Origin of the sequence: Bacillus sp. FSL K6-2944 (genome assembly GCF_038005385.1) — a bacterium.
Lineage (GTDB): Bacteria > Bacillota > Bacilli > Bacillales > Bacillaceae_G > Bacillus_A > Bacillus_A cereus.
This window is the reverse complement of the sequence record NZ_JBBOTE010000001.1, coordinates 1,424,799-1,448,796: the sequence shown is the minus strand read 5'-3', so window position 1 is coordinate 1,448,796 and position 23,998 is coordinate 1,424,799. Positions and strand designations below refer to the sequence as shown.

Below are 23,998 nucleotides of genomic sequence, written 5' to 3'. Positions count from 1 at the left end.
CAGTGGGGGATGCTCCCCTGATTAAAATTTCACTTTATTGACTCAGTAGAATACAACTTAGATTGTGATGGGAATAAAGTAAACACAAACAAGACGATAGTAATAAATAACATTATTAATGACCCTACAATAACTACAAGTTGTATAGAAATGAACTGAGTCGCAACACCAGATAGTATTGTAATAAAGATTGTTACTAACGCAATAACAAGTCCATATATGCTCCCGATCCGTCCCATTATATGAACGGGAACGTTATTTTGGTAAAATGTATAAAATCCTGTATTTGCATATGCCATAGAGAAAGATAAAATAAAGAATCCAATAGCAGCTATTAAAAATACATTTGAAAAAGCATAAATTAAATAACCAATTGCGATGAATAGTGATCCTATTCCAATTAGAAATGAAGGTGCTAATTTCTTTGATAAAATTGTATTTGTTATGGCACCTAAAATAAATCCTGCACCAGCTATACTAACTAGAAAACCGTATTCACTATCTGTTAGTAGTAATACCTCTTTCGCAAACGATAGTTCAAGTGAATCAGTAGCAGTTGCTAATACGAACATACTTTGAAATAAGAAATACACACATACGACATACACATGTTTTCTACTAAAATTTATAACAGTGTTCCAATCTTTTTTTAATACTGTAAGTGATAATGTATTACTAGTTGTATCCGAATCTTCTTTCTTATCAAGATTCGGTAAAAGTAATGTAATGAATCCTGATAAGAGAAATGCTATAGCATTCATATATATAGCAAACTCTGGTGTACCTGCAATTAATAATCCCCCCGCTACTGCTGGTCCAATTAATGATGCACCAGATCCTATTAAAGTATGTAATGAGTTGAAACGTTGTCTTTGCTCTACTGGAATTAATTTCGTCATATACGTCATAGCAGTTGGCTCATAAATTGCACTGGCCATACTTATAAAGAATACGAATACATAAACAATCCAAAGTGACGGAAGTAAAGGTAAAATAGCGATAAATAACGCACGATATATATCGAGGTGAATCATTAATTTCCGTTTATTTAAACGATCAATCATACTCCCAGACCAAGCGTTTGTAAATAAAGTGGCTAATGGTTTTATTACATATAAAGTAGCAACAGCTAAGGCTGAGCCACCCATATTATAGACAAGTACATTCAGTGCTATTAAGTAAATCCATGCCCCTAAATTCGCAATACCAACTCCGGACAATAGTAATAAAGGATATTTCCAATCTTTAAGTAAATTTTTCATTTTTGGCCCCCGCTTTCAAAATTGTTTTACAACAATAAAAAAATCCCACCCCCAAGACTTTTAATCTTAGGGACGAGATTTATCATCGCGGTGCCACCCTAGTTTGTTAATATGTCACCATACTAACCTTATCAGGTACTGCATTCTAATTCATGCTTATACCATAGCTCTATAACGGGAGCTCCCGTCACACCATCCCCTAATAATAGGTTCCGATGTGCTGCTCAGAGGCTTGGTTCAATAAAGAATTTTTACTCCTTTTCAGCTACATGGAGCTCTCTGTGAAAAATTCATTTTATTTACTCTTCTCTTCACTGCATTTATTTTTTCCATATTATCACATATAAATTTAACTGTAAATAAACAATAATCAGATATTTATATTTTCGTCATTTTTGCTTTACGACCAATTTGACATACGAAACGCATTAGCTTTTTATGAAGATAAGGAAATAAAGTGAAGAATACGTCCATCGTTTTTTTTAATGGCATTGGACAAATTACTAATTTATTTTTATGAATAGCTTTCAGTGCAATTTCAGCGAATTTGTCAGCTGAAATTGGCTTATTTGTTTTTAGTTGTTTTATAATTTGATTCTTATTCATATTAATTGCAATTGATTTTTCAAATATGGGTGTATCTACAAAAGTTGGACAAAGCACACTTACATTTACACCGTATTCTTCCGCCTCATAATGTAATGAAGTTGTTAAACCTACGATAGCATGTTTGGTTGTTGCATACGCGGTACAAAGGGGAGCTGGTCCTAAACCAGTTGCAGAAGCAGTATTAATGATATGACCAAATCCTTGTTTTTTCATGAATTGGTAAGCCAATTGTGTTCCGTAAATTACTCCTAATAAATTTATTTCAATAATATGTTTCCAATCATCCAAAGACATATCGAATACTTCTCCATACATAGCAATTCCTGCATTATTAAACATATAATCAATTCTACCAAACTCATTAACTATTTTTATAATAAGTTCTTCTACGGATCCAGCGTTAGTAACATCTAAATATTCGAACCTAGCTAGTTGATTATTATTTTTTATATTATTCACAAGGTCTTGGCCACAAGTTTCATTAATATCAGCGATAATTACAAATATATCTTTATTTGCTAATTGAATGGCTAAAGCTCTACCAATACCAGAAGCGCCGCCAGTTATAATTGCGATTTTTTGCTCATCCATATAAATAACCTCCTGTTGTTTATACATATAATGAAAACGGACGAGTGTAAGGATTTGAACAATCGTTCTAATTCGCGTGTCACGCTACATAAATTTGTTTGAAATAGAGAGTAAAAAAATTTTAATAGCTTCTTCAAATAAAACTTCTAATTTCTCCATTTCAATTGAATGAATGAATTGACATAATCCACCTAGCCATGAACCTAATAAAAGGCATGAACCCTCAACATTTTTCATATAAAACTCACCACTTTTTATACCTTCATCTAAAATTTGTTGATATGCCTTTAAAGGGACAACAGCTAAACCATAAAGTTGTTTAACTGTAGAAGGATTCGTGCTCGGATCAGAGGCAAGTTCTTGCCCCGCTCTTAATAACGGCGTTTTGTAATTATAAAGTACAAATTTAGCCATTCCATATAATTTTTCAGTTGCGTTTGTATACTGTTTTTCTGCTATTTCCCATTTATCATGCCAGTTTTTCATACTGTCTTTAGCTAAATAAACAAATAATTCTTCTTTATTTTTATAATGATAATATATATGTCCTTTACTATAACCAGAGGCTTTAGCAATGTTATCAATGGAGGTTCTTGTATACCCTTTTAAGGAAAATAACTCTATCGCTTTTTCTGCTATTATTTCTTTGGCTAAATCACTATCATATCGTCTTTTATTCAATGTAGACTCCTTCCATCGTTTAATACAAAAATTGAACAATCGTTCTAATTTCAATATATGTAAGTTTTTTTGTTTTAGTAACTGTTAAGCATTTTATTTATTATTTTTTCTGAAAAATACGGTGCGTGAAATTACTCATAAATTTTTAAAAAAGAACCTATTGGATGTAGGTTCTTCAACAAGTTTGAATTAATTCGTATTTGCCTCAGCTAACGGTTGTAACGGCGGTTCTAATTCTAGTTCTAGTGTATCTCCTTCTCGTAAATCTTGTCCTTTTTCAATACTTTGGCTCGTTACATAACCCGTACCCGAAGTTTTCAAATCTAATTTCAAAAGCTTGGAGAAATACATAATATCACGCATGGACCAACCTTTTACATTTGGCATTTGTGCGTTATTCCCTAATAAAAATATACGATCACCTTCACTCATTACCTCGCCAGACTGTGGATATTGTTTTATTATTTTTCCTTCTCCTAAAATTACCGGCTGTAGCTTCTCTTTTTCTACACTTTTCTCTATTGTATCCATCGATTGATTTACATAATTTTGTACTTTTAATTGAGATTGTTTCGCTGCATCAGCTATTTGTTTTTCTGTATACGGTTTCACCTTTAAATATTCAAGGCTGTTTTTTATAACAGGTTTAAATATTTCAGCAAGAGGCTGAGCTCCATACTCATCTCCTTTTAACTTTGGCTGCTTAATAGCTAAGTATACGATTAACTCCGGATCGTCAATTGGAGCCATTCCTAAAAAGGAGAAAATGTAATTCTCTTTCCCTTCCATATATCGGCCATTTTCAGGATTCGGGATTTGTGCTGTTCCTGTCTTACCTCCAATTGGATAACCATCCACTTTATACATTGTACCAGTTCCTTTTGAAGATGTTATAACACGCTCCATTAAGCTTCTAACCTTGTCCGCTGTTTCTTTTTTTATCGGATTCCCAATTTCTTTCGGTTGATTTTCCATAATAACTTCTTTGTTTGTTGGATTTACAACTTTATCAACGATATATGGTTGCATCATTTTCCCGTCATTTGCTATAGCAGTAGCCGCTTGGATTAATTGAATCGGAGTTACTGTAGAACCTTGACCGAAAGAAGTTGTAACCTGTTGAATTTGTGTATTTAATAATAAAGTATTTTTCCTTTCTCCAGGTAAATCTATCCCTGTTTTTTGATTGAATCCAAATTTATTCATATATTGCTTAAATTTATTTGATTTCAGTAACTGATCTTCTAAAATAGAAAAAGCTACGTTTGATGACCTTTCAAATCCTTCATCAAATGTAATTGATCCCCATCCAAATCCACCATTATGGTCTTTTATATCAGATGAACCAACGGAATATTTTCCAGATTGAAAATATTCTTTTCCGTTATATACACCTTCATTAATGGCAGCTGCTAATGTAAAAACTTTCATTGTTGAACCTGGTTCATATGCATTTGCAATCGGGTCATTTAAAAAGTATTCGATATCACCTACATTAGGATTGTAACTAGGTTTACTAGACATCGCTAAAACCTTTCCTGTTTTTGGATCAGCAATAATGCCAATTAACATAGAAGGATCATAATGTTCTTGCGCTTTGTTCATCGCTTCTTCTAAAAAACTATTAATTTGTTTATCAAGCGTTAAATATACGTTATTCCCATTTTTAGCTGGTTCTACTTTACCTATATCATTTGTAAGCGGAATTCCCCTTCGTGTACCCACATATTCTATATTTCCGTTTGTAGAGTGCAAATATTTATCCAAACTCTTTTCAAGCCCAAACTTCCCTTCCGTATTCCCTTTATCATCTGGTCTAGCAAAACCAAGTATATAGGATGCAAAGTCTTCATTCGGATACACTCTTGCTTTTTCCGACATAAAAGATACACCTGGTATTTTTAAATCATTAATTTTTTCCTTCTTTTCCCTAGATAAGTTCCGACCAATTTTCCCAATTTCAACTTGCGTACGCCCTTCATGAAAGTTTTTTAATACTTCTTCTTTATCAATTTCAAGCGCATCGGCTAATTGTTGTGCGGTTTCATCTTTATTTTTCACTTTATCTTTTCCTTTTAAATTCACAACAACTCGATACGTTGTAGAATCTTGTACTAACACCTTTCCGGTTTGATCATAGATAGTGCCACGATTCGCTTCTAAAACACCTTTTTTATTATGTTGTTCATTCGCGAGATCCTTTACATTCACATTATGCACGACTCCTACTGCCTGAATATAGAATATACGCAAAATCATAATAAGAAACAAAACAATAAAAGCAATCATCATATATCGAGCGCCTTTATTCGTTTGGAGTTTTTGCATACTTATCTCCTCTCTTTTGGAATGGATTCGTACGAAGATCCGTTTTAAAATTTGTAGTTTTTGTTTACGATACTATATGTTTCGAAGTTTTCTTTTTAATTCCTTTAAAACAATGCAAAACTAACTGTTGTTATTTTGTGTTATTATTTTATATATTTAAAATACGGTGCGTGAAATTTCAGAATATTAATTAGTACAACTTGATTACAGAGCACTCTAAACTCTTTTCGTATTTCCTATAAAAAAATTCCCCTCTGGATGTCCAAAGGGGAACTTTTTATAGGAAAATTATGCGATATGGTTATATTTCGCTAAGAAAGGAATTCGTCTCGCTACTAATGCATACATTTTGAATACAAGTTTCGCTATTGGTTCAAACATACGTGTACTTTGCATTACTAAAGCACTCGTAATAAGTGTTAAGAATGCTGCACCAAGTATATCTAAAGGATAATGAACACCTACGTACATACGTGATATACCGACTAGTACTGCCCATAATAGCGCGATATATTTCAGTTTTTCTCCTCTAAGAATAAATACGAAGGCGATTGAAAATACAAGTACAGAATGATCACTAACGAATGATGAATCTGCTGCATGTGGTACTAATTGATGTACATCATGTGATACGAACGGACGCGGATGGTAATATACCGCGTGTATAAGAACATTTACTAATAATGCAATAATAACCGAAAGCGTCGTATATAAAACTGTATATTGTTTTCTAATTGCCTTTTCTTTCTTTCCATTATTAAACCATAAGATAAACATAAATAGAACGGCTACGTATGCAGCGCTATTTGTAATAGCAATCATTAACGTATCTAATAGTTTGGATGAATCAGCAAAATTATTAAACCACTGAAATACTGTGTAATTCATTAAACTCTCTCCTTACATACAAGTGTTCTTGATTTACACAGTATACAATACCATTATGAAAATAGGCTTAAACTTTTTTCATCTAATTCTCATTTTACTATTACTCATGTGACAATTATTAAACAAATTTTATACGCTATTTATGTATAAAGCCGGTAAGCCTTTATAATAAGGCGGTTCGTATTTTTTTCATGTTTGAAATACATAACATATTCATTTAAATATACTAATTGCAAAATCATATTTTTTAGTTCATTTGAAGTACAATATTTCCGAATTGTTCCCCATGTTCCATACGGCTTAGTGCTCGAATTGCTTCTTCTAACGAGTAAACCTTATCAATAATTGGTTTAATTTGATATTTTTCAATAAACTTTATCATCTCATTAAATTCCTCACGGCTACCCATGGATGTTCCCATAATATCAATTTGATTATAAAATAATGCGCGTAATGGTAATTCAATTTTATCTCCTGAGCTTGCACCAAAATTCACGATTCTTCCATTTGGTTTTAATACATCAAAATATTTCAAGAAAGTTGCCGGGCCTATACTATCTATTATTAAATCTACTTTTTCACCTTGTAAGCTCTCTTCCCAATTTCCGGTACTATTAAAAGAAATATCTGCACCATATTTTTCAGCAAGTTCCCTTTTATTCTCTACCCTTGAAGTAACACTCACTTTTGCGCCGATTGCTTTCGCGAATAACATGGCAAATGTAGCTACACCACCTCCTATTCCCGGAATTAAAACATGTTCACCGCACTTCAATCTACCCTTTGTAAAAAGTGCTCTATATGCTGTTAATGCGGATAAAGATAAAACACCTGATTCTTCCCAAGTAAGATATGCCGGCTTTTCTACTACATTTTCAGCCGGTACAATTACATATTCAGCAAACGTTCCATCTTTCGGCCCACCTAGTACTTCCGGTAACTCCGGTACTTCAGTAGCATGTTCCCATCCAATACTAGGATTAATAATAACTTCTGTATGTAGTGTAATATTTGAAACTCCTTCTCCTATTTCTGTAACAATTCCTGAGCCATCTGAACCTATTACTAATGGTAGATCCATTTCTTTTCTATTGTTTATAATAAATAAATCCCTATGATTTAACCCTGCAGCTTTTAACTTTATTTTTACTTCACCTGCATTAGGACTTATCTCAGGTGAAAATTTATATTCTAACCCCTCTAATCCTTTTTCATATTGATGTACAATAGCTTTCATTGCTTAATTCCCCCTTAATATTTCCAATGTACTAGAAATATCAAAATAAATAAAATAGTTTGCCTCCAATAATTAGAAATTATATATTTTGTTATGAAAAAAATCCTCTCCCTATAAAAAGTATAGGAAGAGGTTTCAAAACTAGTTAGATAAGAATCTATAAATTTATTGAATTCTAGCCAATTCTAATATTTTTCGAATAAACGGCGCTTTTGCCTTTGTATATGAAACACGATCAAAAGCATATGTAATAGCAAGCCTCTCTTTTAATTCTCTATATTCTTTACGTGCCCATTCATGGCTTATTAGAAAGTCACGAAATAAAATATTGTTTCTCCACTCATCACTATTATAAATATAAATATGCAAATGATGAGTACCCGCTCTCCATTTTCCCTTTCTAAAAAAACGCCAATTCGTTGCATCTTTTGGAACATACTCATATCCAATTTCCGATAGAACTTCAATCCACTTTTCAGCTATTTGCAATTCTGTTACGCCAATCATCATATCAATAAGAGGTTTAGCTCCTAATCCTTCTACTGCTGTGCTCCCTATATGTTCAACAGCAATTATTTCTTGTCCTAACAAGGAACAAAATTTCTCTTTTTCTTTTATATACTCTTCACCCCAGTCTTTTTGATATGCTTTAATAACAATTTGTTGATCCATTGTATTCACCTCTTTATAAGTATTTATCATTATATTTATAAAATTTTATATTATTAGCATAGGATTTCCATAAAATATGTCGAATAGTGGAATGTACAACTTAATTATATTAAATGTGAGGTAATCTATGAAAGATAATTCAGTCGAAATTCAGTTAAATAACGTAACATTCCAATTAAAAGAATATCATAATTTTGATTGGCTTATTAAATTAGGGACCGTATTTGCAGTTTTTGACCAGCAAGACTCAGGTAATATAAGTTTTGGTGTAGAAAAAGATGGGCATAAGAAATTTATCAAATACGCAGGAGCACAAACAATTGCATTTGAAGGAACAACGGGTCACGCTATTAAAAGGCTAAAAAATTCAGTTACTATCTATGAAGATTTAAAGCATGAATCGCTCATAAGACTAATTGATCATTTTCCAGTCCAATCTGGATATGTATTAATTTTCGATTGGTTTGATGGTGAATGTCTTCATTCGCATTGGAGTTTCCCACCTCCTGAAAAATATAAAAATCCAAACTCACCATTTTATAAATTTAGACATTTATCTGCTATAGAACGAATTCATTCCTTACATTCCCTTTTTTCTTTCCATACTTATGTAGAAAAGAAAAACTATGTAGCAATAGATTTTTATGACGGTAGTATTCTATATAATTTTAATACAAACGAGACAAAAATTTGTGATATAGATTTATACAGTAAGAAACCTTACATAAATAAAATGGGCCGGCTATGGGGTTCCTCCCGTTTTATGTCACCAGAGGAATTTGAACTAAACGCAACAATTGATGAAAGAACAAATGTATTTAATATGGGAGCAATGGCTTTCTCACTTTTAGGCGGTGAAAAAGATCGTTCTTTTATAAAATGGGAAGCAAGTAAGGAATTATATGAGGTAGCGTATCGTGCTGTAAATGCCAATCGAGCAGAACGGTATGCATCAGTTATAGAATTCTATGAAGCGTGGTTAAAAGCGGCTAATGCGGAAAGGATATAACCCTAAATTATTAAAAGAAATATAGAGTTTATACTATTATCATGTATATTAAAAATGGTTTTATGAACGTTTCGTACTAATTATAACTCGAGTTAATGACTATAACATGAATAGAGTTAATAATGATGTGAGAACTCGAAATGTAAATACGACAAATGATTTAAATGATAATCAGAATAAAAATAATAATTGGGCTTGGCTTGGTTTATTGGGACTACTAGGATTATTTGGTCTTAGAAAAAAAGACAAAGATCCAGAAACATGTTAATGTAGAACATTGTATTTAATTTTAAAAGATATTTATTTATCAAAAGAATGCAAAATGAACCGCCTTTAATAAGGCGATTTTTTATTTTTTAAAATCAATAACAATCACAAAAAACGGATGCAATTAATCGGAAACAATGAATTTCTTAACTTAATAGTAATAGAGCATTACATCTATTGGACAAACTACGCTCTTTTTTATACCTTTTCTTCACTTACCCATATCTTATATTTTGTGTAACTAATTTAAATGCTACAGCCCTTGATATTCATAGCTTCATAACACTTCCTCTTTTGAGTTACACAACACATTAAAAATGAGTAACTGTATAGAATGGGGTAGAATAACATAGTCATCAAGTTAAAACTTTAATGTACCAACAATTAGGAAGCTTTGTATGTTAGAGAATTTCAACCTAAAAAAGTCGGATTCCTATACGTTAAGTAAAGTGAATAAAGTCTGTTACACTCTCTTCTTTAGGAACGTTTCCATAATATCCTTCTTGAACCATTCATAATCAAACTGAAAAGCTACATTATGCGTTTTATAGCCTGGATTTGTAACAAAACGAAAGTCTGCAATGCTTTGACCAAATCCTTCCCCTTGATCAGGAATTACTTTAATGGGTACCCTTGAAAGACTAACAGCCTCTTGATTCAGCAAATACCATACCGTTACAAAATCATGCATAGGACTTCCACTTATACCAGGATTAGACTTGGAGTAGAAATTATAATAATAATCTAACATAGGTTTGATGATGAGTCCTGCAAGATCCTGTGTATTCCGATGAAATGCATCAATTTGTTGGACCATTTCGGGTGTAACAATCGCATGTTGAGTCACATTTAAAGGAATAATCGTCAAGTTCTTTGCATGCTGTAAAATTAAGTTTGCTGCATAAGGATCTGCGTAAAAATTAGCTTCAGCCACAGCAGTTACGTTACCTGGATAGAAAAAAGCTCCCCCCATGCAAATGCATTCTCTTACATTTCGCATTGTTTCTAAATTTAATACAAAAGTCGTAGCTAGCGAAGAAAGTCTTCCTAAATTGATAATGGTAAGATCTTCTAAATTTGATTCTATAATTTGATAAATATCATTTAAAGGATAAACTGGATATGAAATTTCAGGTGGAATAATAGGTCCTAATCCAACTTTTCCATGTACCTCAGGGAAATACTGAATTAATATACCTGTCAACGGTACAGAAGCACCAAGGAATACAGGTATTTCTTCTCTTCCCGCAATGTACTTTAAATAGTTTATATTTCTTATTACATTTTCTCTTGATACATTTCCATAATCGGCCACAATTCCTACAAGTTGAATGTCTTTACGAAAAAAGATGTACAGTATAGCAAAGGCATCATCAATCCCTAAATCTGTAAACAGGAGAACCTTTTTTTGCATATCTCTTCCTCCAAAAAATTTATAGAATTCTACTTTCACCAATGATGTAGTGATTAGACTACGCTTGTATATATATTTTTTATGTATTCTTAAAGAATGGATTCTATTCACTTGAAATAGCTTTGCTCATCTAAATTTTATTTTATGTTCTTAAGTCGTTTGGTCTATTGAGAAGTATTTTAAATCCAAAGTCTCAATACCATCTACAGTAAGTTCTCCACCAATTGGCTTACATTGAAAACAATGAGTGATAGTCTGAGCTTTATCTCCGTTCGGAAACTCACCAGAATATTTAGAATAGACACCTATAAGATGTTCAACTTCAACATTTAATCCTGTCTCCTCAAATATTTCTCGTTTAGCGGTTTCTTCAAGAGATTCTCCAAGTTCCATAGCACCACCTGGAATACCCCATTCATTTCTATCTCCCCGTTTTTGTAAAAGAATTTCATTTCGTTCGTTATAAACAATACCTCCAGCAAAATTAAGAAATATTAAATCATGCCCTACTTTTCCCCGGATATAACGAATGTAGTCCTTATTTGTAGTCATAAATTCCCTCCTAATTTATATATAAAATACAAATTAATTATATATAAATATAGAAGAAAATGGTAACGAAAATGATAATATTCCTTATTCTCATAAGGGATTTTCCCTTTACTTTTTATCAATCTATGCGTTTATTAACCATTTCTATTCTAATACCTTCATTTCCCAAATCCCCTTTCAAAATAAAGAGAACACCATTTCTTAAAACAATTTTATCGCAGTTCTAAAAATTGGTGTCCTCTAGTTTTCTAGCCGGACTATATTCTATTTTCAAGCCCATCTCTACCTCCCTATGAATAAAACTCAACGTTCTGTTTATACTACAACTACATCTAGAGACACATCACTGTTTAGAGCGGCTAGGTTTTGTTAGCTGCTCTTTTGTGTTTTACACAAATAAAATCAATAACTCAGCATATAATATCTATGTAGCTAGACTATTACCTCTGTATCGAGCAGTTAGGCTGGGCTAAATGCTCTTTTATTTATGACAAAATAAAACTTTTAAACAAAATTACTTTCGTATAACATTTTCAATCTCGCCTACACTATAACTGTAACTTTAAATTACACATCTATTACTTGTAGGGCCTAATTTTCTTTTGTGGAACAGGTGGTTAGCTCATAAAGTTAACCACTTTGTTGCGTTAAATATTTTTTATTTCTCAATACTTAATACCTGGAATTAATTCTAATTTATTGGTATTAAACTATTGACATTGATTTTCCTCATATGCAATTTTTGAAAAGGCCTTTTCTCTCATATCAGGCTCTTTTATTTATAAAAAAAAGATTATTTTATATAGATTACTATAAGCATCCATAAAGCCAAAGCACCAATGATAGCGAGTACTATACGTGTTGATAGTATCCTTACTTCAAAGTCTGTTTTCTTGGAGGGTTCAGGATATGCAATTATGTAAATTCCCTTTAATAATGCAAGCCATGCAATAACCGTTAGGAATCCCTGCCAGTTGAATACCCATACATTATGTAGAATTACAGTACCTAATCCTAGGAAAATCGATAGAAAACCATACATAATACCAAATCCTCTGTCTTCAACCACTAATTTTTTTAAGTCACGTAGCACAGATGGACGGACGAAAAGTATTCCCGATACGATAACCGTCATCCATCCCCAGAACAGCCCTAAAAAAGTACTAGTTTCCATTATTATTTCACTCCCCTCAATCATATTTATATTTCAGATATTCCTTCCTTTAGAACAATTCCAGCACTTTTCACATTTACAATAACTAAATATCCCCATCTTACCAGTTTTAAAATCTTCATTGTCATGACTATTAATAAGTTTATATCTTTGTATACATTTAGGTTATTTTAATTTACCCAACCAATTTCCTAATATAAATTAATTCCTTTCCTCTCGAAGATATTCTTTCTATTCCCACCCTCTTAAGGATATATTGGAAAATATATCCAATCATTGTAACGTGGTAGCTTGTTTTTCTTTAAACAAAAGGATTATTTTGTTTAAAAATTCATTCCAATTTATAACCACTATATTTTTCTTATATTTTCCATTAAAATTTAATAGCAATATTTTGATAACAAAGGAGCAACCTATGAAGCATAATATAAATCTATGGTCTTTTTTTTCATTAGTTTGCATTGCTTTTTTTCTTTTATATCTTGAAGTATGCACACCTGAAATGAATACGTCGTTTATAAATATCGTTTATTTTCACCCTTTATTTTTTGTACTCATTTTTTCAATAGGAACTTTTTTTGCTGGTATTAAAGGATTCTCTAAAGCAGGTAATTGGATAGCAATGCTTAGAAGCATAGTAACAGTTCTGCTAACATTGTTATTATCAGTGTTTTTAACACTAACTTTAATCGTTGGTTATGCATTAAGTTAAACGTAATTCTTCACGAATAAAACTAAATATTACGTCAATACTATATATGACATTAGATTTTCTCCTTGTTTCCCCTTGGAGAAGAGCAGTTAGCTTTTGCTAACTGCTCTTATTTTCTACAATTGGTTTCATTTACCTGATGTATTTAACGTAATATTAAGTTACAATATAAACGAATAAAATATATTTGGCTGTTATACCATTACCCTAGGAAACTAGGGTTTTTATTTCTATAAAATGAAATTTTTATTGTAATTACTCACCCATAGTTTTATATTTTTCAAATATTCCATTCTTCCGGAGAGTATTTAATAGCTGCCTTATCGTTAATTCCGTTCTTCCTAATGCTAAAGCAATTCCCTTCATCTTTCCGAATCCATAATACTTACATATGTAGGCTAATTCTTTCGTTGTATACGGCTTCTTATGATTCGGATGGTAATCGGTTGGTACTTCATTCGGCCCTGCGCATCGTATTGAACTTCCACCTTGATCACTTTCCTTTCAAATGAAGTTTTTATTAAGCTACTTGATAAGCTTTACAAACCCATGATTCATCTTCGTCTGCGTCAATCCGCAAAGAATATTTCTACCTTCAATTTCAAACCATTCTTCATTACGGCCGTCGCCTCAAATACTCCGCTTATATGATCAAATTTCTTGATATCCTCGTCCTCTAACATTCCGAATTCTTCTGGGAGACTATCGTAGAATTTTTCTACTGTATTTTCTAAATCATACTGACTTTTATATGTTTGTTCGTGAATTAACTGGACCTCCATTTTCATCCTCCTTTTCTAATAAAATAGCGTTTTTGTTTAGTTTCACTCTAAAAGTAAAATTTTCATTTTTTCATTCAACCAAGTTCATAACATATTCTTTTCCCCCGATAAAATAATGATTAGGTTTCCCATGCGCATTTTATTCATTGGAAATAATACCTTTCACGTACTTACGTATTAGAAACTTCATTTCTGCTTCTTCTCCACTAGCAATTTTGTTCACTTTTTTGATACATTTATGAAACATTCACATGTTATCTTCAATATGTTCTATTCTTTTTGAAAAACCATGTGAGAATACCAAAATAAGAAGCCCTAGAGCCCTAACTCTAGGGCTTCTTGTTTTCAAATAAGGATTTTGCTAAAAAACTACACATTTATTAAGAACATGCATAAAATATAATGTGGTATTCTTTTTCAATATTAATGTTTATCCGAGAGCGCCTTGAATGGCGCTCTTTAATTTCCAAATAACATTTTTAGATAATTACGAGAGCGGATTTTATTATGTTGTACAAGCACTACTTCACTTTATTAAATAGACTATATAGATATTTAAAAGAAGGGAGCTTTAAATTCATATGGCTGATTACTTTTATAAAGATGGTAAAAAATATTATAAAAACCAATCACATTCCAACAATCAAAAAAATAACTGTTTTATTGAAACTCATACGATAGCTGGTTCTGCAGAAAATGAAAATGGAAATATACCTGTGTCAGTTTTCCTTGAAACCACCGCTCCACAAACTGTATTTGAGGATTTTACAAACAATCATAACAAAACATTAATTCAGTTATTCGTTGTCGGTATGAGTGCACCCGTTCAAGTAACTATTCTAACAAGAAGATCTAGCGTACCAATTACTACTACATTACAACCTGTTCAAACAAAAATATTTCAAGTTGAAGATTTTCAAGGTCTTACTCTTACAAAGCAGGAAGGTTCTACTAGTGTAGTTAGTTTATTTGTTCAAAAAACATTTTGTATATGCTGTAACGATAATAACGATTCATGTGATGAATATTACCAAGAATGTAATTGATAGATTAAATCACCAGAAAAACCCTTTATATAAAGGGTTCTTTTCCTTTTACTCCCCTCATTTTCCCGTTTTTTATTAAAATAACGATTTTATTATGTTTCCTAACTTACAGTAATGTCCTTAAAAAACATTCATATATATTTATCAGATGCACTTTTAAATCCCAGAGTATCAAATACTTTTAAGAGTTGACTGACCAATAATATTCGAATTATCTTTAAAAACTTATTAAAAATAACTTAGATACAAAAAAGCTACGTTTTATATAGGATAAAAAATTATCTTACGTAAAGGAGCTTGATTATTTGTGAATTATCAAAATGATAACAACCCTAACATTCACAAACCTTGTTCTTGTCCATCTCCCACGGCTAACAGTTTAAATGTTGTTCAAACTACCCCATCAATAGTTTCTGTAAACTCTGCGATTCCACTAGATACTGTGGTAAATTCTAATGGCACGGCAATCTCATTCACACCACCAACAACTGTTTTACTTGAAGGTGGAAGAACCTATTTGGCAATCTATGAAGTGCAAGTTATCATTCAACCAGGAGGTAATTCGGCAGGTATCACTATGTATCTGAATAATAATCCAATCATTGGATCAGGTACTTCTCTAGGATATACAGCCGGATTCACTTCTGTATCAGCCCCCGCAATTTTCACTACACCTCCAGGTATAACAAGTACTCTTACTGTTAATGTAGGACCATATTCTAATACATTAAATACATTGGGCTTAACTCTTGCTGTTGTAGCATTAACATAATAAAATGTAAAACTCTCTAAAATGATTCTATTTGTCTCTTATTTGTCTATTGGGCTAGCCTCTAAGAACTCCACATAACTACATATAGAAAAAGAACATTATTTGGTTCGATAGTACTAGGTGACTCGACTAACACAATTGCTGAGTCACCTATTTATCTATAACAAAATAAAGCTTTTATTTAATTTATTACTTGTTCTTTTTAATGCATTATTCTATTACAATTCATTTTCATGTTATAATTACCAACAGTACATATTTTAATAGGCACAACAAATCTCATAAATATAGGAGGACCTTAATGATCCTAACTCAAGAAAAGAACATAAAATTAATTATGCATTTTCTTACATTATTATCTTTTTTTATTCTTATTTTCTTTAGTGTCACAATTTTTTATATACCTTTGGTTTTCTATTTTGTATGTAAATCACAAAACATTCGGAAAAATATCCTTGAAGCTGTTTTTTACCAACTATTCATTTGGATAATTACAGTAATTTGGAATCTTTTCATAATAAGAATCTTAATGCTATTTTGGTCTAATTTAGACTTGGCCTCAAATAACACTTTGATTATTTTCGGGGTAGCTCCTTTATATCTAATACTGTTTCTCTTGTTAATTTTTGGACCTATAAAAGGAATTTTATATGTGCTACAAGAAAAGGACTTTCATTATCCTATTATTTCTAAATGGATTAACAAATAAAAATACGTGTAGAAGAATTCTGAGTTTGACTGAATTCTTTTTTTATGGATCTTTCAAAATCTTTTACAACTTCCTTCATTCCTTCTTTTTAATAAACTTCAACTTTTATTACAATAACGCTTTTTTTAAATACAATCGTTTTTCTATAAACTTTGTAACCTTCATTTCCTTTCCTATGATTACACTTTCCTCCTAGCAACCAAGTATTGGCTATATCCCCCATATGAACACCTCAATTTTATTGGCATATACTTTGAAGGAAAAAACATTTCAATTAAACATATACCTACAAATTCAGTTGCTAATAATTTACCAAAAATTACTTAACATTTAATTTTTTTAAAGGAGGTATTTATGAGATATAATCGAAAATCAAATTCGTGTGATAAATTTCAGCAACCCTGCTTTGTTTCTATATCCCCTTGTGATCAAAGTAATTGCTGTACACCTGTTTTTTTCTCGAATGCTCAACAACAAGAATTATTGCAAATAATAAATCAATTAAATCAAGCCATCCTTTCTTTTTTCACAACACCAAATCCAACAACTATACAAATACTCCAATCAGCATTACAGGCATTAAATGATTTATTAATAGCAGTACAACCAAATACACCAAATAGAAATTTAGTTATAAGAACTATAAATCAATTAATTAATTCTTTACCTACCGCATCTCTCACTCAAATCTCAGCATTATTCCAATTTCTATTCCAAAGCTTGTCTTCACTTATAAGTTGTTCAAATATATCGGACCCCTTATTACAGCAAACATTCAACTTAATTTTACAAGGAATCTTAAATAGTTCGCTATTAAGTAACATCGGAACACCGGGGCCGACTGGAGCCACTGGACCTAGAGGCGCTCAGGGTTCTCAAGGTGTGCAAGGAATTCAGGGGCCGGAAGGACCAGAAGGACCGGAAGGACCTCAAGGTGTGCCAGGGATTCAGGGACCGGAAGGGCCGGAAGGGCCTCAAGGACCTCAAGGTGTAGAAGGAATTCAGGGGCCGGAAGGACCAGAAGGACCGGAAGGACCTCAAGGTGTACAAGGGATTCAAGGACCACCAGGACCACCTGGGCCTACTGGTTCAGGGACCGGAATGGGAATTCCTGGACCACCGGGACCTACTGGGCCTCAGGGTATCCAAGGGATTCAAGGACCGGAAGGACCGGAAGGGCCCACTGGACCTCAGGGTGTACAAGGAATTCAAGGGCCGGAAGGACCGGAAGGAGCCACTGGACTTCAGGGTGTGCCAGGAATTCAAGGGCCGGAAGGACCACCAGGAGCCACTGGACCTCAAGGTGTGCAAGGAATCCAAGGGCCGGAAGGACCACCGGGACCTACCGGAGATTGTGATTGTCCACCGGGACCTACTGGACCGACCGGACCTACTGGGCCAACCGGACCTGCATGTAATTTCCTAGTATATGCTACAAATGCAGGACTCATAGATGACCCTACAAATGATACAGTATCTGTAATTAACACCGGAACAAATATAGTAGTTGATACAATTACTGTAGGTAATGCACCACTTGAAGTAACGGTTTCACCAAATGGAGCTCGTGCCTATGTTACTAATATTTTTTCTGATACCGTTTCCGTTATTGATACTGCTTCGAATACTGTTATCGCTACCATTCCCGTTGGAACTGATCCAATCGGTGTAGCTGTTTCTCCGGATAACACAACTGTTTATGTTGGAAATCATGGTAATAATACTGTTTCTGTTATTAATGCAGCTACCAATGCAGTTATCGCTACCATTCCTGTTGGCCTCGCTCCACAAGGAATCACTGTTTCACCAAATGGGACCTTTGCATATGTTGCAAACGAATTAAGCAACACAATTTCTGTTATTAATACTGCTACCAATGCAGTTATCGCTACCATTCCTGTCGGTATTCGTCCTAGAATAATCGTCTTCACACTAGATGGTACTCGTGCTTATGTCACAAATCAAAACAGCAATACCGTTTCTGTTATTAACACCGCTACCAATGCAGTTATTAATACAATTAACGTAGGTATCGAACCTGTTGGTATAGATATTACACCGGGGGGAAATCTTATTTACGTTGTAAATAAAGTTAGTAATAATGTATCTGTAATAAATGTGGCGACAAATACTGTAATTGATACAATTTCTGTTGGTTTATCTCCTGATCAAGTAACCATCATACCTGATGGCACTCGAGCATATGTTACAAATCAAGCTAGTAATACTGTTTCCGTTATTGATATTGCTACGAATACTATTATCACTACTATCCCAGTAGGTGTCGCTCCAACCGGAATAGCTACTGGAACTATTTGTGAATAAAATAAAGAAATGAAAGCCACAGATAGTTTTTATTAACATTGATAGTATGTGATATTCTTTCTTTAACTACGTTCAAACAACCAGGATAAACCTCTATATTCTGTTAATATTCTTTTCTGTTTTGTCTTACAGAACCTGCCGAGCCGCTAGCTGTTGTTAGCTGCTCTCTTTCTATAAAATCCAAATCAAATACCAATCAATTTACTGAAATTGATTTTTTTGGAATTACATGATAATATTTACCTATAAAATTATTACCCTTATACAAAGAGCTATGAGCCTTTCCACTCATGGCTCTTTTTTATTACGATTTTCACTTCACATCTACACGATCAACTTTACCGTTTATCCAAACCGCGACTTGCTCACCAAATCCACTCATTGGTGGATTGACTACTGTTACATTTCCGCCCTTCACTATTAAAAGTTTGTTGCTACCAACATCAATTTCTACTTTTTTCAAATGTCCATCTCCCTTTTACTACCGCATGTACTCGACAACATCAGTTTTAAAGCCACTTCCCAAATAAACCCTTACTGGAATTATTTCTTTTTTATCCCTCACTGCCTTACACAATTCTTCAGCTGTATCCCAATTGGAAAACTTGTCTACAACTCTTTGAAATCTCCGTGTATTCATTAACTCTTAGGATTTATTCTCATGTTTTACCGAGCATGCAGGAAGAAGGAGTAAAAAATTTTGGTGAAAATATCTTTGGATAGCTAACGTTTGCAGAATGTTTGCATTTTATATCAAAAAGCCAAACAAATCTTGTATTAACAAGGTTTATTCACTTTAACATATGTTATCATGTATAATACATATGTTAAGTAAATTCAGAATAACGAGGCAAATATTATGGACTTTGTTTATATTAATCAAAACGTGTTAAATAATCTTCTATACATTCTATGTAGTATATTTGTTTTTTATTTCATATATGATAGCCGGCACTATTTAAAGAAATATAAAATACTACTGATTACCCTTTGTTCTAGTATTCCGCTTATTTTATGTATGCGATACCCTATCTATATGGATGAAAGTTGTATTCATGATTTAAGACAAATTCCGGTCATAATAGCTACGCTTTATGGTGGATTCCCTGTCGGTATCATATTGTTTACAATTTTATTAATTACAAGATTTATATTTTATGGATTTAATATGCTAACAGTCGTTGTTTACGGAATAATGTTCATCGTTACAGCACTCGCATCTTCAAAATTTAATACATATAATAGAAAACTTAAAGTAGCTTTTTCCATGTTTTTAACCTTTTTCCTAGCAATATTTACAACTTTAATTGTATTAACTTTATCAGATTTTGAAGTGAATAATTTGTATATTATTTATTTCATGGTATTACCGACTACTTTAATGTTATTTATTGTTTATATAAATGAAGTTATAAAGGATGCTGTATTAATGCGCTCTAAATTAATTAAAATGGAAAAAATGGAGATTGTTAGCCAACTCGCTGCAAGTATATCGCACGAAGTAAGGAATCCCTTAACGGTTGTAAAAGGATTTACACAGCTTTTAAAAACACAAAATTTAACTCCTGAATCAAGAGACGAATATATTAAACATATACTTGAAGAGTTAAATCGTGCCCAAGAAATTATCGATGATTACTTAACGTTTGCCAAACCTGCTCCAGAAAAATTAGATCAAATTTCAGTAAAACAAGAGTTAAATCGAGTTATTAATATGATATTGCCATTGTGTAATATGAATACGATACATATTACACAGGATTTTTCTGAGGCAACCATTGTTGGTAATAAACAGCACTTTCAACAATGTTTTTTAAACTTAATAAAAAACAGTATTGAAGCAATGCCTAATGGTGGTACCTTAAATATTTCCTCATCTATCAATAATAGTAAAGTTGAAATACGAATTGAAGATAGCGGAGTTGGAATGTCACAGGAGCAAATACATCGATTCGGTGAACCGTATTTTAGTACAAAAACAAAAGGAACTGGTTTAGGTACAATGGTTGCTGTTAAGATTATTGAGACGATGCATGGAAGTTTAAAAATCCGAAGTATCGTTAGTAAAGGAACGACTTTAACGATTACGTTCCCGAAATATAGTGAGAATACGCATTTAAACAAATAAAAAAGGAGCATAGTTGCTCCTTTTTTATTTGTTTCGATACATAAGTATCTTCAATGTTTTTTTAGTTTACATTTGTGAAGACTAATTAAAAATTAGTATCCTCCGCCCCAGCAGCTGCATCCTACAATTATTAATAGAATGAATAACACAACTAGTAAAGCGAAACCTCCACCAAAACCACAAGAACCACCGTAACTCATATTTTCTCCTCCTTTTGGTTTGAAAACTAATAGGTAGTTGATCATTTTAACTGGTTCGTATTATACATTATGTATATATCCCTTTTTTGAGCATGTCTACATAAAAATAAGTAAAAGCACTCGTTTAAAGAGTGCTTTAAAATGGATACCAAAAGTTTTGAAATACGTTTAATTTTAAATATACCGCAACAATAAATATGAAAATACCGGCAAATAAAGCGATGAAATCTTCACGTTTCGCCTTACTTGTATAAAACCATGTACGTTTATCCTTCTTTCCAAATCCTCTTAAATCCATTGCATTTGAAACCGTATCTATTCTTTCTAGAGAATGAATGATTAGTGGCCAGAAAATTAAAACACGGTTCTTCATACGAACCCATAAACTTGCTTCTCCTTTTTCAAAAGCCACTCCTCTCGCTTCTTGCGCGTGTTTAATAATTTTATACTCAGACTGGATGTCAGGAATATAACGTAGTGCAATATTTATTGCATATGTAATCTTATAATGAATACCAAGTTTACTTAAGCTACTTACAAATTCGCTTGGATCTGTCGTGTAAATAAAAAGAAGTGTAAATGGTAATAACGTAAAATACTTTAATGAAAGTGTAGCTGCATAAAATAATGTTTCATATGTAATCGTTGCATATCCAACATGTAAAAACGCGGTATATGATTCAGTTAATTCAGATCCATGAGTTGGTGTAATAAATAAAATCATGACAGAGTTTAATAAACTAAATGTAAATATGACACTAAAAACAATTAAAATTTTACGAAATGGAATTTTAGCAATGCTGAGTCCGATACACCCAATAATAAATAATATTAGCAACACCCGAAAATCAAAAAACAAAAAAGTAAGCGTCATACAAAAAATAAATAAAAACAATTTCACTACCCCATCCATACGATGAAAATATGTACTATGCACCTTCCTCCCTCCTATTACTGTCTAAATAAAGCTCCATAAATTTTTCTGGACATGCAATCCCACTAAATTTAATAAGCTTGGTTAAAGAACTCTCTCTTAAGTTGGCTCTTTGTAACGTTTCTTGATTGCCTAATACATCAAACACTGTATTATCCGCAATAATTTTCCCTTCATGTAGAACTACTGCACGGTCTGTATATTCTAGCGCGAGATTCATATCGTGAGTGATAACAACAAATGAAATTCCCTTTTTAGCTAGGTTTTTAATGAACGACATAAATTGTTTATAATGATAATAATCTTGTCCCGCTGTCGGTTCATCTAATATGATAAGCTTAGGATTTGTTGTTAATACAGATGCGATTGTTAGTCTCTTTTTTTGCCCATAGCTTAGTGCTTGAATTGGCCAATTACGAAATGGATATAAACCACAAATTTTTAAAATCCCTTCTACTTTATTCTTAATTTCTTCCTTAGAAAAATTATGTAATGTTAATGTAAATGAAACTTCTTCAAAAACAGTAGACTGTGTAATCATATGATTTGGATTTTGCATCACGTAAGATATGATTTCCCCACGTTTACGAATAGACCAAGAACTAATATCTTCACCTTTTAACACAATTTTCCCATTTTTCATTTTGTTTATACCTATAAGACTATGAGCTAATGTTGATTTCCCTGCTCCATTATGTCCTAACAGTGCCACAATTTCTCCTTCATATATTAAAAGGTTTACATTTTCTAATACTTTTTGTTTATTAGGGTATGAAAATGATAAATTCTCCACTTTAAGTAATTCCTTGTTTTTAGCATTCCTTTCTAATATGACTTGTTTCTCCATCCACTCTTTTATAACGTTGCTTACCTTTTCTTTTTGAAGGTTTTCCATTGGATATATTACGCCATTATTACGATCAAAATGTAATCTCTTTAATGCTTCGATGTAAATAGGCTCTCTTAAGCCAATACGTGGTAATATATTTGACGCTAAGATTTCTTTTGGTGTTCCCATCGCAATGACTTTACCTTTATCAATTAATATAACTTTGTCTAAATCCAGTTTTAAAATTTCTTCTATCCTATGTTCGATAATAACAATCGTTTTATTATACTGCTCATGTATATCTTTCATAAGTTCTATCGTATGTATGGCGCTTAGTGGATCTAAGTTCGCTAATGGTTCATCGAACAATAATATATCCGCATTTGTTGTTAATAAACCAGCAAGAGAAACTGTTTGCTTTTGACCTCCTGATAATTCATGTGGACTTTGTTTATGAAACGTATGCATCTTCACCTTTCTTAATGAGTCCGAAACAATCTTTTTCATGTTATCTTGCTTTACACATTCATTTTCTAAATAAAAAGCTACATCTTCTTCTACTGTCAGACCAATAAATTGAGCATCTTGATCTTGTAAAATTGTTCCTACCTGTTTACTTTGTTCAAAAATACTTCCTTCCCTTGGGTCTTTACCGGCAATTAAAACGTTACCTGTGCTATTCCCTTCGTAAGAAAATGGGATTAGCCCATTTATACAATGAGCTAATGTCGACTTTCCTGAACCACTTCGTCCAGCAATTAGCACTTTTTCCCCAGGGTATATATGAAAGGTAATATCACTTAAAGTAGGCTGCGCAGCATGCCCATATTGAAAGGTGAATTGTTCAAACGAAATAATTGGTTGCATGTTAACATCC

General features: G+C 32.5%; 20 protein-coding genes, 4 pseudogenes and 1 other annotated feature. Of the genes and pseudogenes, 8 read left to right on the top strand and 16 right to left on the bottom strand.

Going from position 1 to position 23,998, the window contains the following annotated elements; translation table 11 throughout:
• Nucleotides 1-29: 29 nt before the first annotated feature.
• From MHH55_RS07305 to MHH55_RS07275, 7 genes are all read right to left on the bottom strand, one after another.
• A complete protein-coding gene (locus MHH55_RS07305; RefSeq protein ID WP_078186996.1) occupies nucleotides 30-1,262 on the bottom strand; it encodes an MFS transporter in 1,233 nt (410 codons plus the stop codon).
• A 65-nt stretch (nucleotides 1,263-1,327) separates the two neighbouring features.
• Nucleotides 1,328-1,586: a binding site (T-box leader), on the bottom strand.
• A gap of 54 nt (nucleotides 1,587-1,640) precedes the next feature.
• Entirely contained in the window at nucleotides 1,641-2,462 is an 822-nt protein-coding gene (locus tag MHH55_RS07300; RefSeq protein WP_078186997.1) for an SDR family NAD(P)-dependent oxidoreductase, read from the bottom strand.
• 84 nt (nucleotides 2,463-2,546) lie between these two features.
• Complete coding sequence (locus MHH55_RS07295) at nucleotides 2,547-3,143, bottom strand: TetR family transcriptional regulator C-terminal domain-containing protein (protein ID WP_060852092.1); 597 nt, start codon at nucleotides 3,141-3,143, stop codon at nucleotides 2,547-2,549.
• Nucleotides 3,144-3,332: 189 nt separating this feature from the next.
• On the bottom strand, nucleotides 3,333-5,471 hold the full coding sequence (locus MHH55_RS07290; protein WP_078186998.1) for a penicillin-binding protein: 2,139 nt from the start codon (nucleotides 5,469-5,471) through the stop codon (nucleotides 3,333-3,335).
• Between the two features lie 288 nt (nucleotides 5,472-5,759).
• On the bottom strand, nucleotides 5,760-6,359 hold the full coding sequence (locus MHH55_RS07285) for an undecaprenyl-diphosphatase (protein WP_001110124.1): 600 nt from the start codon (nucleotides 6,357-6,359) through the stop codon (nucleotides 5,760-5,762).
• 247 nt (nucleotides 6,360-6,606) lie between these two features.
• A complete protein-coding gene (locus MHH55_RS07280) occupies nucleotides 6,607-7,596 on the bottom strand; it encodes a zinc-binding dehydrogenase (RefSeq protein ID WP_000644511.1) in 990 nt (329 codons plus the stop codon).
• A 165-nt stretch (nucleotides 7,597-7,761) separates the two neighbouring features.
• A complete protein-coding gene (locus MHH55_RS07275; protein ID WP_000372673.1) occupies nucleotides 7,762-8,268 on the bottom strand; it encodes a GrpB family protein in 507 nt (168 codons plus the stop codon).
• 127 nt (nucleotides 8,269-8,395) lie between these two features.
• Here MHH55_RS07275 and MHH55_RS07270 point away from each other — a divergent pair, with 127 nt between their 5' ends.
• Entirely contained in the window at nucleotides 8,396-9,277 is an 882-nt protein-coding gene (locus MHH55_RS07270) for a protein kinase domain-containing protein (protein ID WP_000654534.1), read from the top strand.
• Nucleotides 9,278-9,356: 79 nt separating this feature from the next.
• Nucleotides 9,357-9,545, top strand: a pseudogene (locus MHH55_RS07265) (WGxxGxxG family protein); the annotation flags it as partial.
• A 462-nt stretch (nucleotides 9,546-10,007) separates the two neighbouring features.
• Here MHH55_RS07265 and MHH55_RS07260 read toward each other — a convergent pair.
• The 3 genes and pseudogenes from MHH55_RS07260 to MHH55_RS07250 all read right to left on the bottom strand — a co-directional run bounded on the left by MHH55_RS07260 (nucleotide 10,008) and on the right by MHH55_RS07250 (nucleotide 12,684).
• Nucleotides 10,008-10,958, bottom strand: coding sequence for a nucleoside hydrolase (locus tag MHH55_RS07260; RefSeq protein WP_001170283.1), 951 nt, complete (start codon nucleotides 10,956-10,958; stop codon nucleotides 10,008-10,010).
• Nucleotides 10,959-11,117: 159 nt separating this feature from the next.
• Nucleotides 11,118-11,510 (bottom strand): annotated as a pseudogene (locus tag MHH55_RS07255) (NUDIX hydrolase); the annotation flags it as partial.
• 793 nt (nucleotides 11,511-12,303) lie between these two features.
• Entirely contained in the window at nucleotides 12,304-12,684 is a 381-nt protein-coding gene (locus MHH55_RS07250) for a hypothetical protein (protein ID WP_000450247.1), read from the bottom strand.
• Between the two features lie 415 nt (nucleotides 12,685-13,099).
• Between MHH55_RS07250 and MHH55_RS07245 the strand changes: the two genes are divergently transcribed.
• Nucleotides 13,100-13,396 carry a hypothetical protein gene (locus MHH55_RS07245; protein WP_000682204.1) on the top strand — a complete coding sequence of 99 codons (297 nt, stop codon included), beginning with the start codon at nucleotides 13,100-13,102 and terminating at the stop codon, nucleotides 13,394-13,396.
• A 255-nt stretch (nucleotides 13,397-13,651) separates the two neighbouring features.
• Here the strand turns inward: MHH55_RS07245 and MHH55_RS07240 are convergent.
• Together MHH55_RS07240 and MHH55_RS07235 are read right to left on the bottom strand one after the other, a co-directional pair.
• Nucleotides 13,652-13,884: pseudogene (locus MHH55_RS07240) on the bottom strand (DNA-entry nuclease).
• 32 nt (nucleotides 13,885-13,916) lie between these two features.
• Nucleotides 13,917-14,178 (bottom strand): annotated as a pseudogene (locus MHH55_RS07235) (hypothetical protein).
• Between the two features lie 581 nt (nucleotides 14,179-14,759).
• Between MHH55_RS07235 and MHH55_RS07230 the strand changes: the two are divergent.
• The 4 genes from MHH55_RS07230 to MHH55_RS07215 all read left to right on the top strand — a co-directional run bounded on the left by MHH55_RS07230 (nucleotide 14,760) and on the right by MHH55_RS07215 (nucleotide 19,030).
• Nucleotides 14,760-15,224, top strand: a complete 465-nt coding sequence (locus tag MHH55_RS07230) for a hypothetical protein (protein ID WP_000796392.1) — start codon at nucleotides 14,760-14,762, stop codon at nucleotides 15,222-15,224.
• A gap of 307 nt (nucleotides 15,225-15,531) precedes the next feature.
• On the top strand, nucleotides 15,532-15,996 hold the full coding sequence (locus tag MHH55_RS07225) for a hypothetical protein (RefSeq protein WP_001109239.1): 465 nt from the start codon (nucleotides 15,532-15,534) through the stop codon (nucleotides 15,994-15,996).
• Nucleotides 15,997-16,297: 301 nt separating this feature from the next.
• Complete coding sequence (locus MHH55_RS07220) at nucleotides 16,298-16,705, top strand: DUF4870 domain-containing protein (protein WP_000604159.1); 408 nt, start codon at nucleotides 16,298-16,300, stop codon at nucleotides 16,703-16,705.
• Nucleotides 16,706-17,059: 354 nt separating this feature from the next.
• Nucleotides 17,060-19,030 (top strand): YVTN family beta-propeller repeat protein, encoded by a 1,971-nt coding sequence (locus tag MHH55_RS07215; RefSeq protein WP_078188073.1) that lies wholly within the window; start codon nucleotides 17,060-17,062, stop codon nucleotides 19,028-19,030.
• A gap of 313 nt (nucleotides 19,031-19,343) precedes the next feature.
• On the opposite strand, the gene MHH55_RS07210 is transcribed toward MHH55_RS07215, so the two are convergent.
• On the bottom strand, nucleotides 19,344-19,493 hold the full coding sequence (locus MHH55_RS07210; RefSeq protein WP_000754941.1) for a DUF3954 domain-containing protein: 150 nt from the start codon (nucleotides 19,491-19,493) through the stop codon (nucleotides 19,344-19,346).
• Nucleotides 19,494-19,889: 396 nt separating this feature from the next.
• Here MHH55_RS07210 and MHH55_RS07200 point away from each other — a divergent pair, with 396 nt between their 5' ends.
• Complete coding sequence (locus MHH55_RS07200) at nucleotides 19,890-21,158, top strand: LytS/YhcK type 5TM receptor domain-containing protein (protein ID WP_000348330.1); 1,269 nt, start codon at nucleotides 19,890-19,892, stop codon at nucleotides 21,156-21,158.
• Nucleotides 21,159-21,250: 92 nt separating this feature from the next.
• Here MHH55_RS07200 and MHH55_RS07195 read toward each other — a convergent pair whose 3' ends face one another.
• From MHH55_RS07195 to MHH55_RS07185, 3 genes are all read right to left on the bottom strand, one after another.
• Nucleotides 21,251-21,358, bottom strand: coding sequence for a YjcZ family sporulation protein (locus tag MHH55_RS07195; RefSeq protein ID WP_000120182.1), 108 nt, complete (start codon nucleotides 21,356-21,358; stop codon nucleotides 21,251-21,253).
• Nucleotides 21,359-21,494: 136 nt separating this feature from the next.
• Complete coding sequence (locus MHH55_RS07190; RefSeq protein ID WP_000556372.1) at nucleotides 21,495-22,295, bottom strand: energy-coupling factor transporter transmembrane component T family protein; 801 nt, start codon at nucleotides 22,293-22,295, stop codon at nucleotides 21,495-21,497.
• A complete protein-coding gene (locus tag MHH55_RS07185) occupies nucleotides 22,288-23,988 on the bottom strand; it encodes an ABC transporter ATP-binding protein (protein WP_078187831.1) in 1,701 nt (566 codons plus the stop codon). Before MHH55_RS07185 ends, MHH55_RS07190 begins: the two co-directional genes overlap by 8 nt.
• Nucleotides 23,989-23,998: the final 10 nt, after the last annotated feature.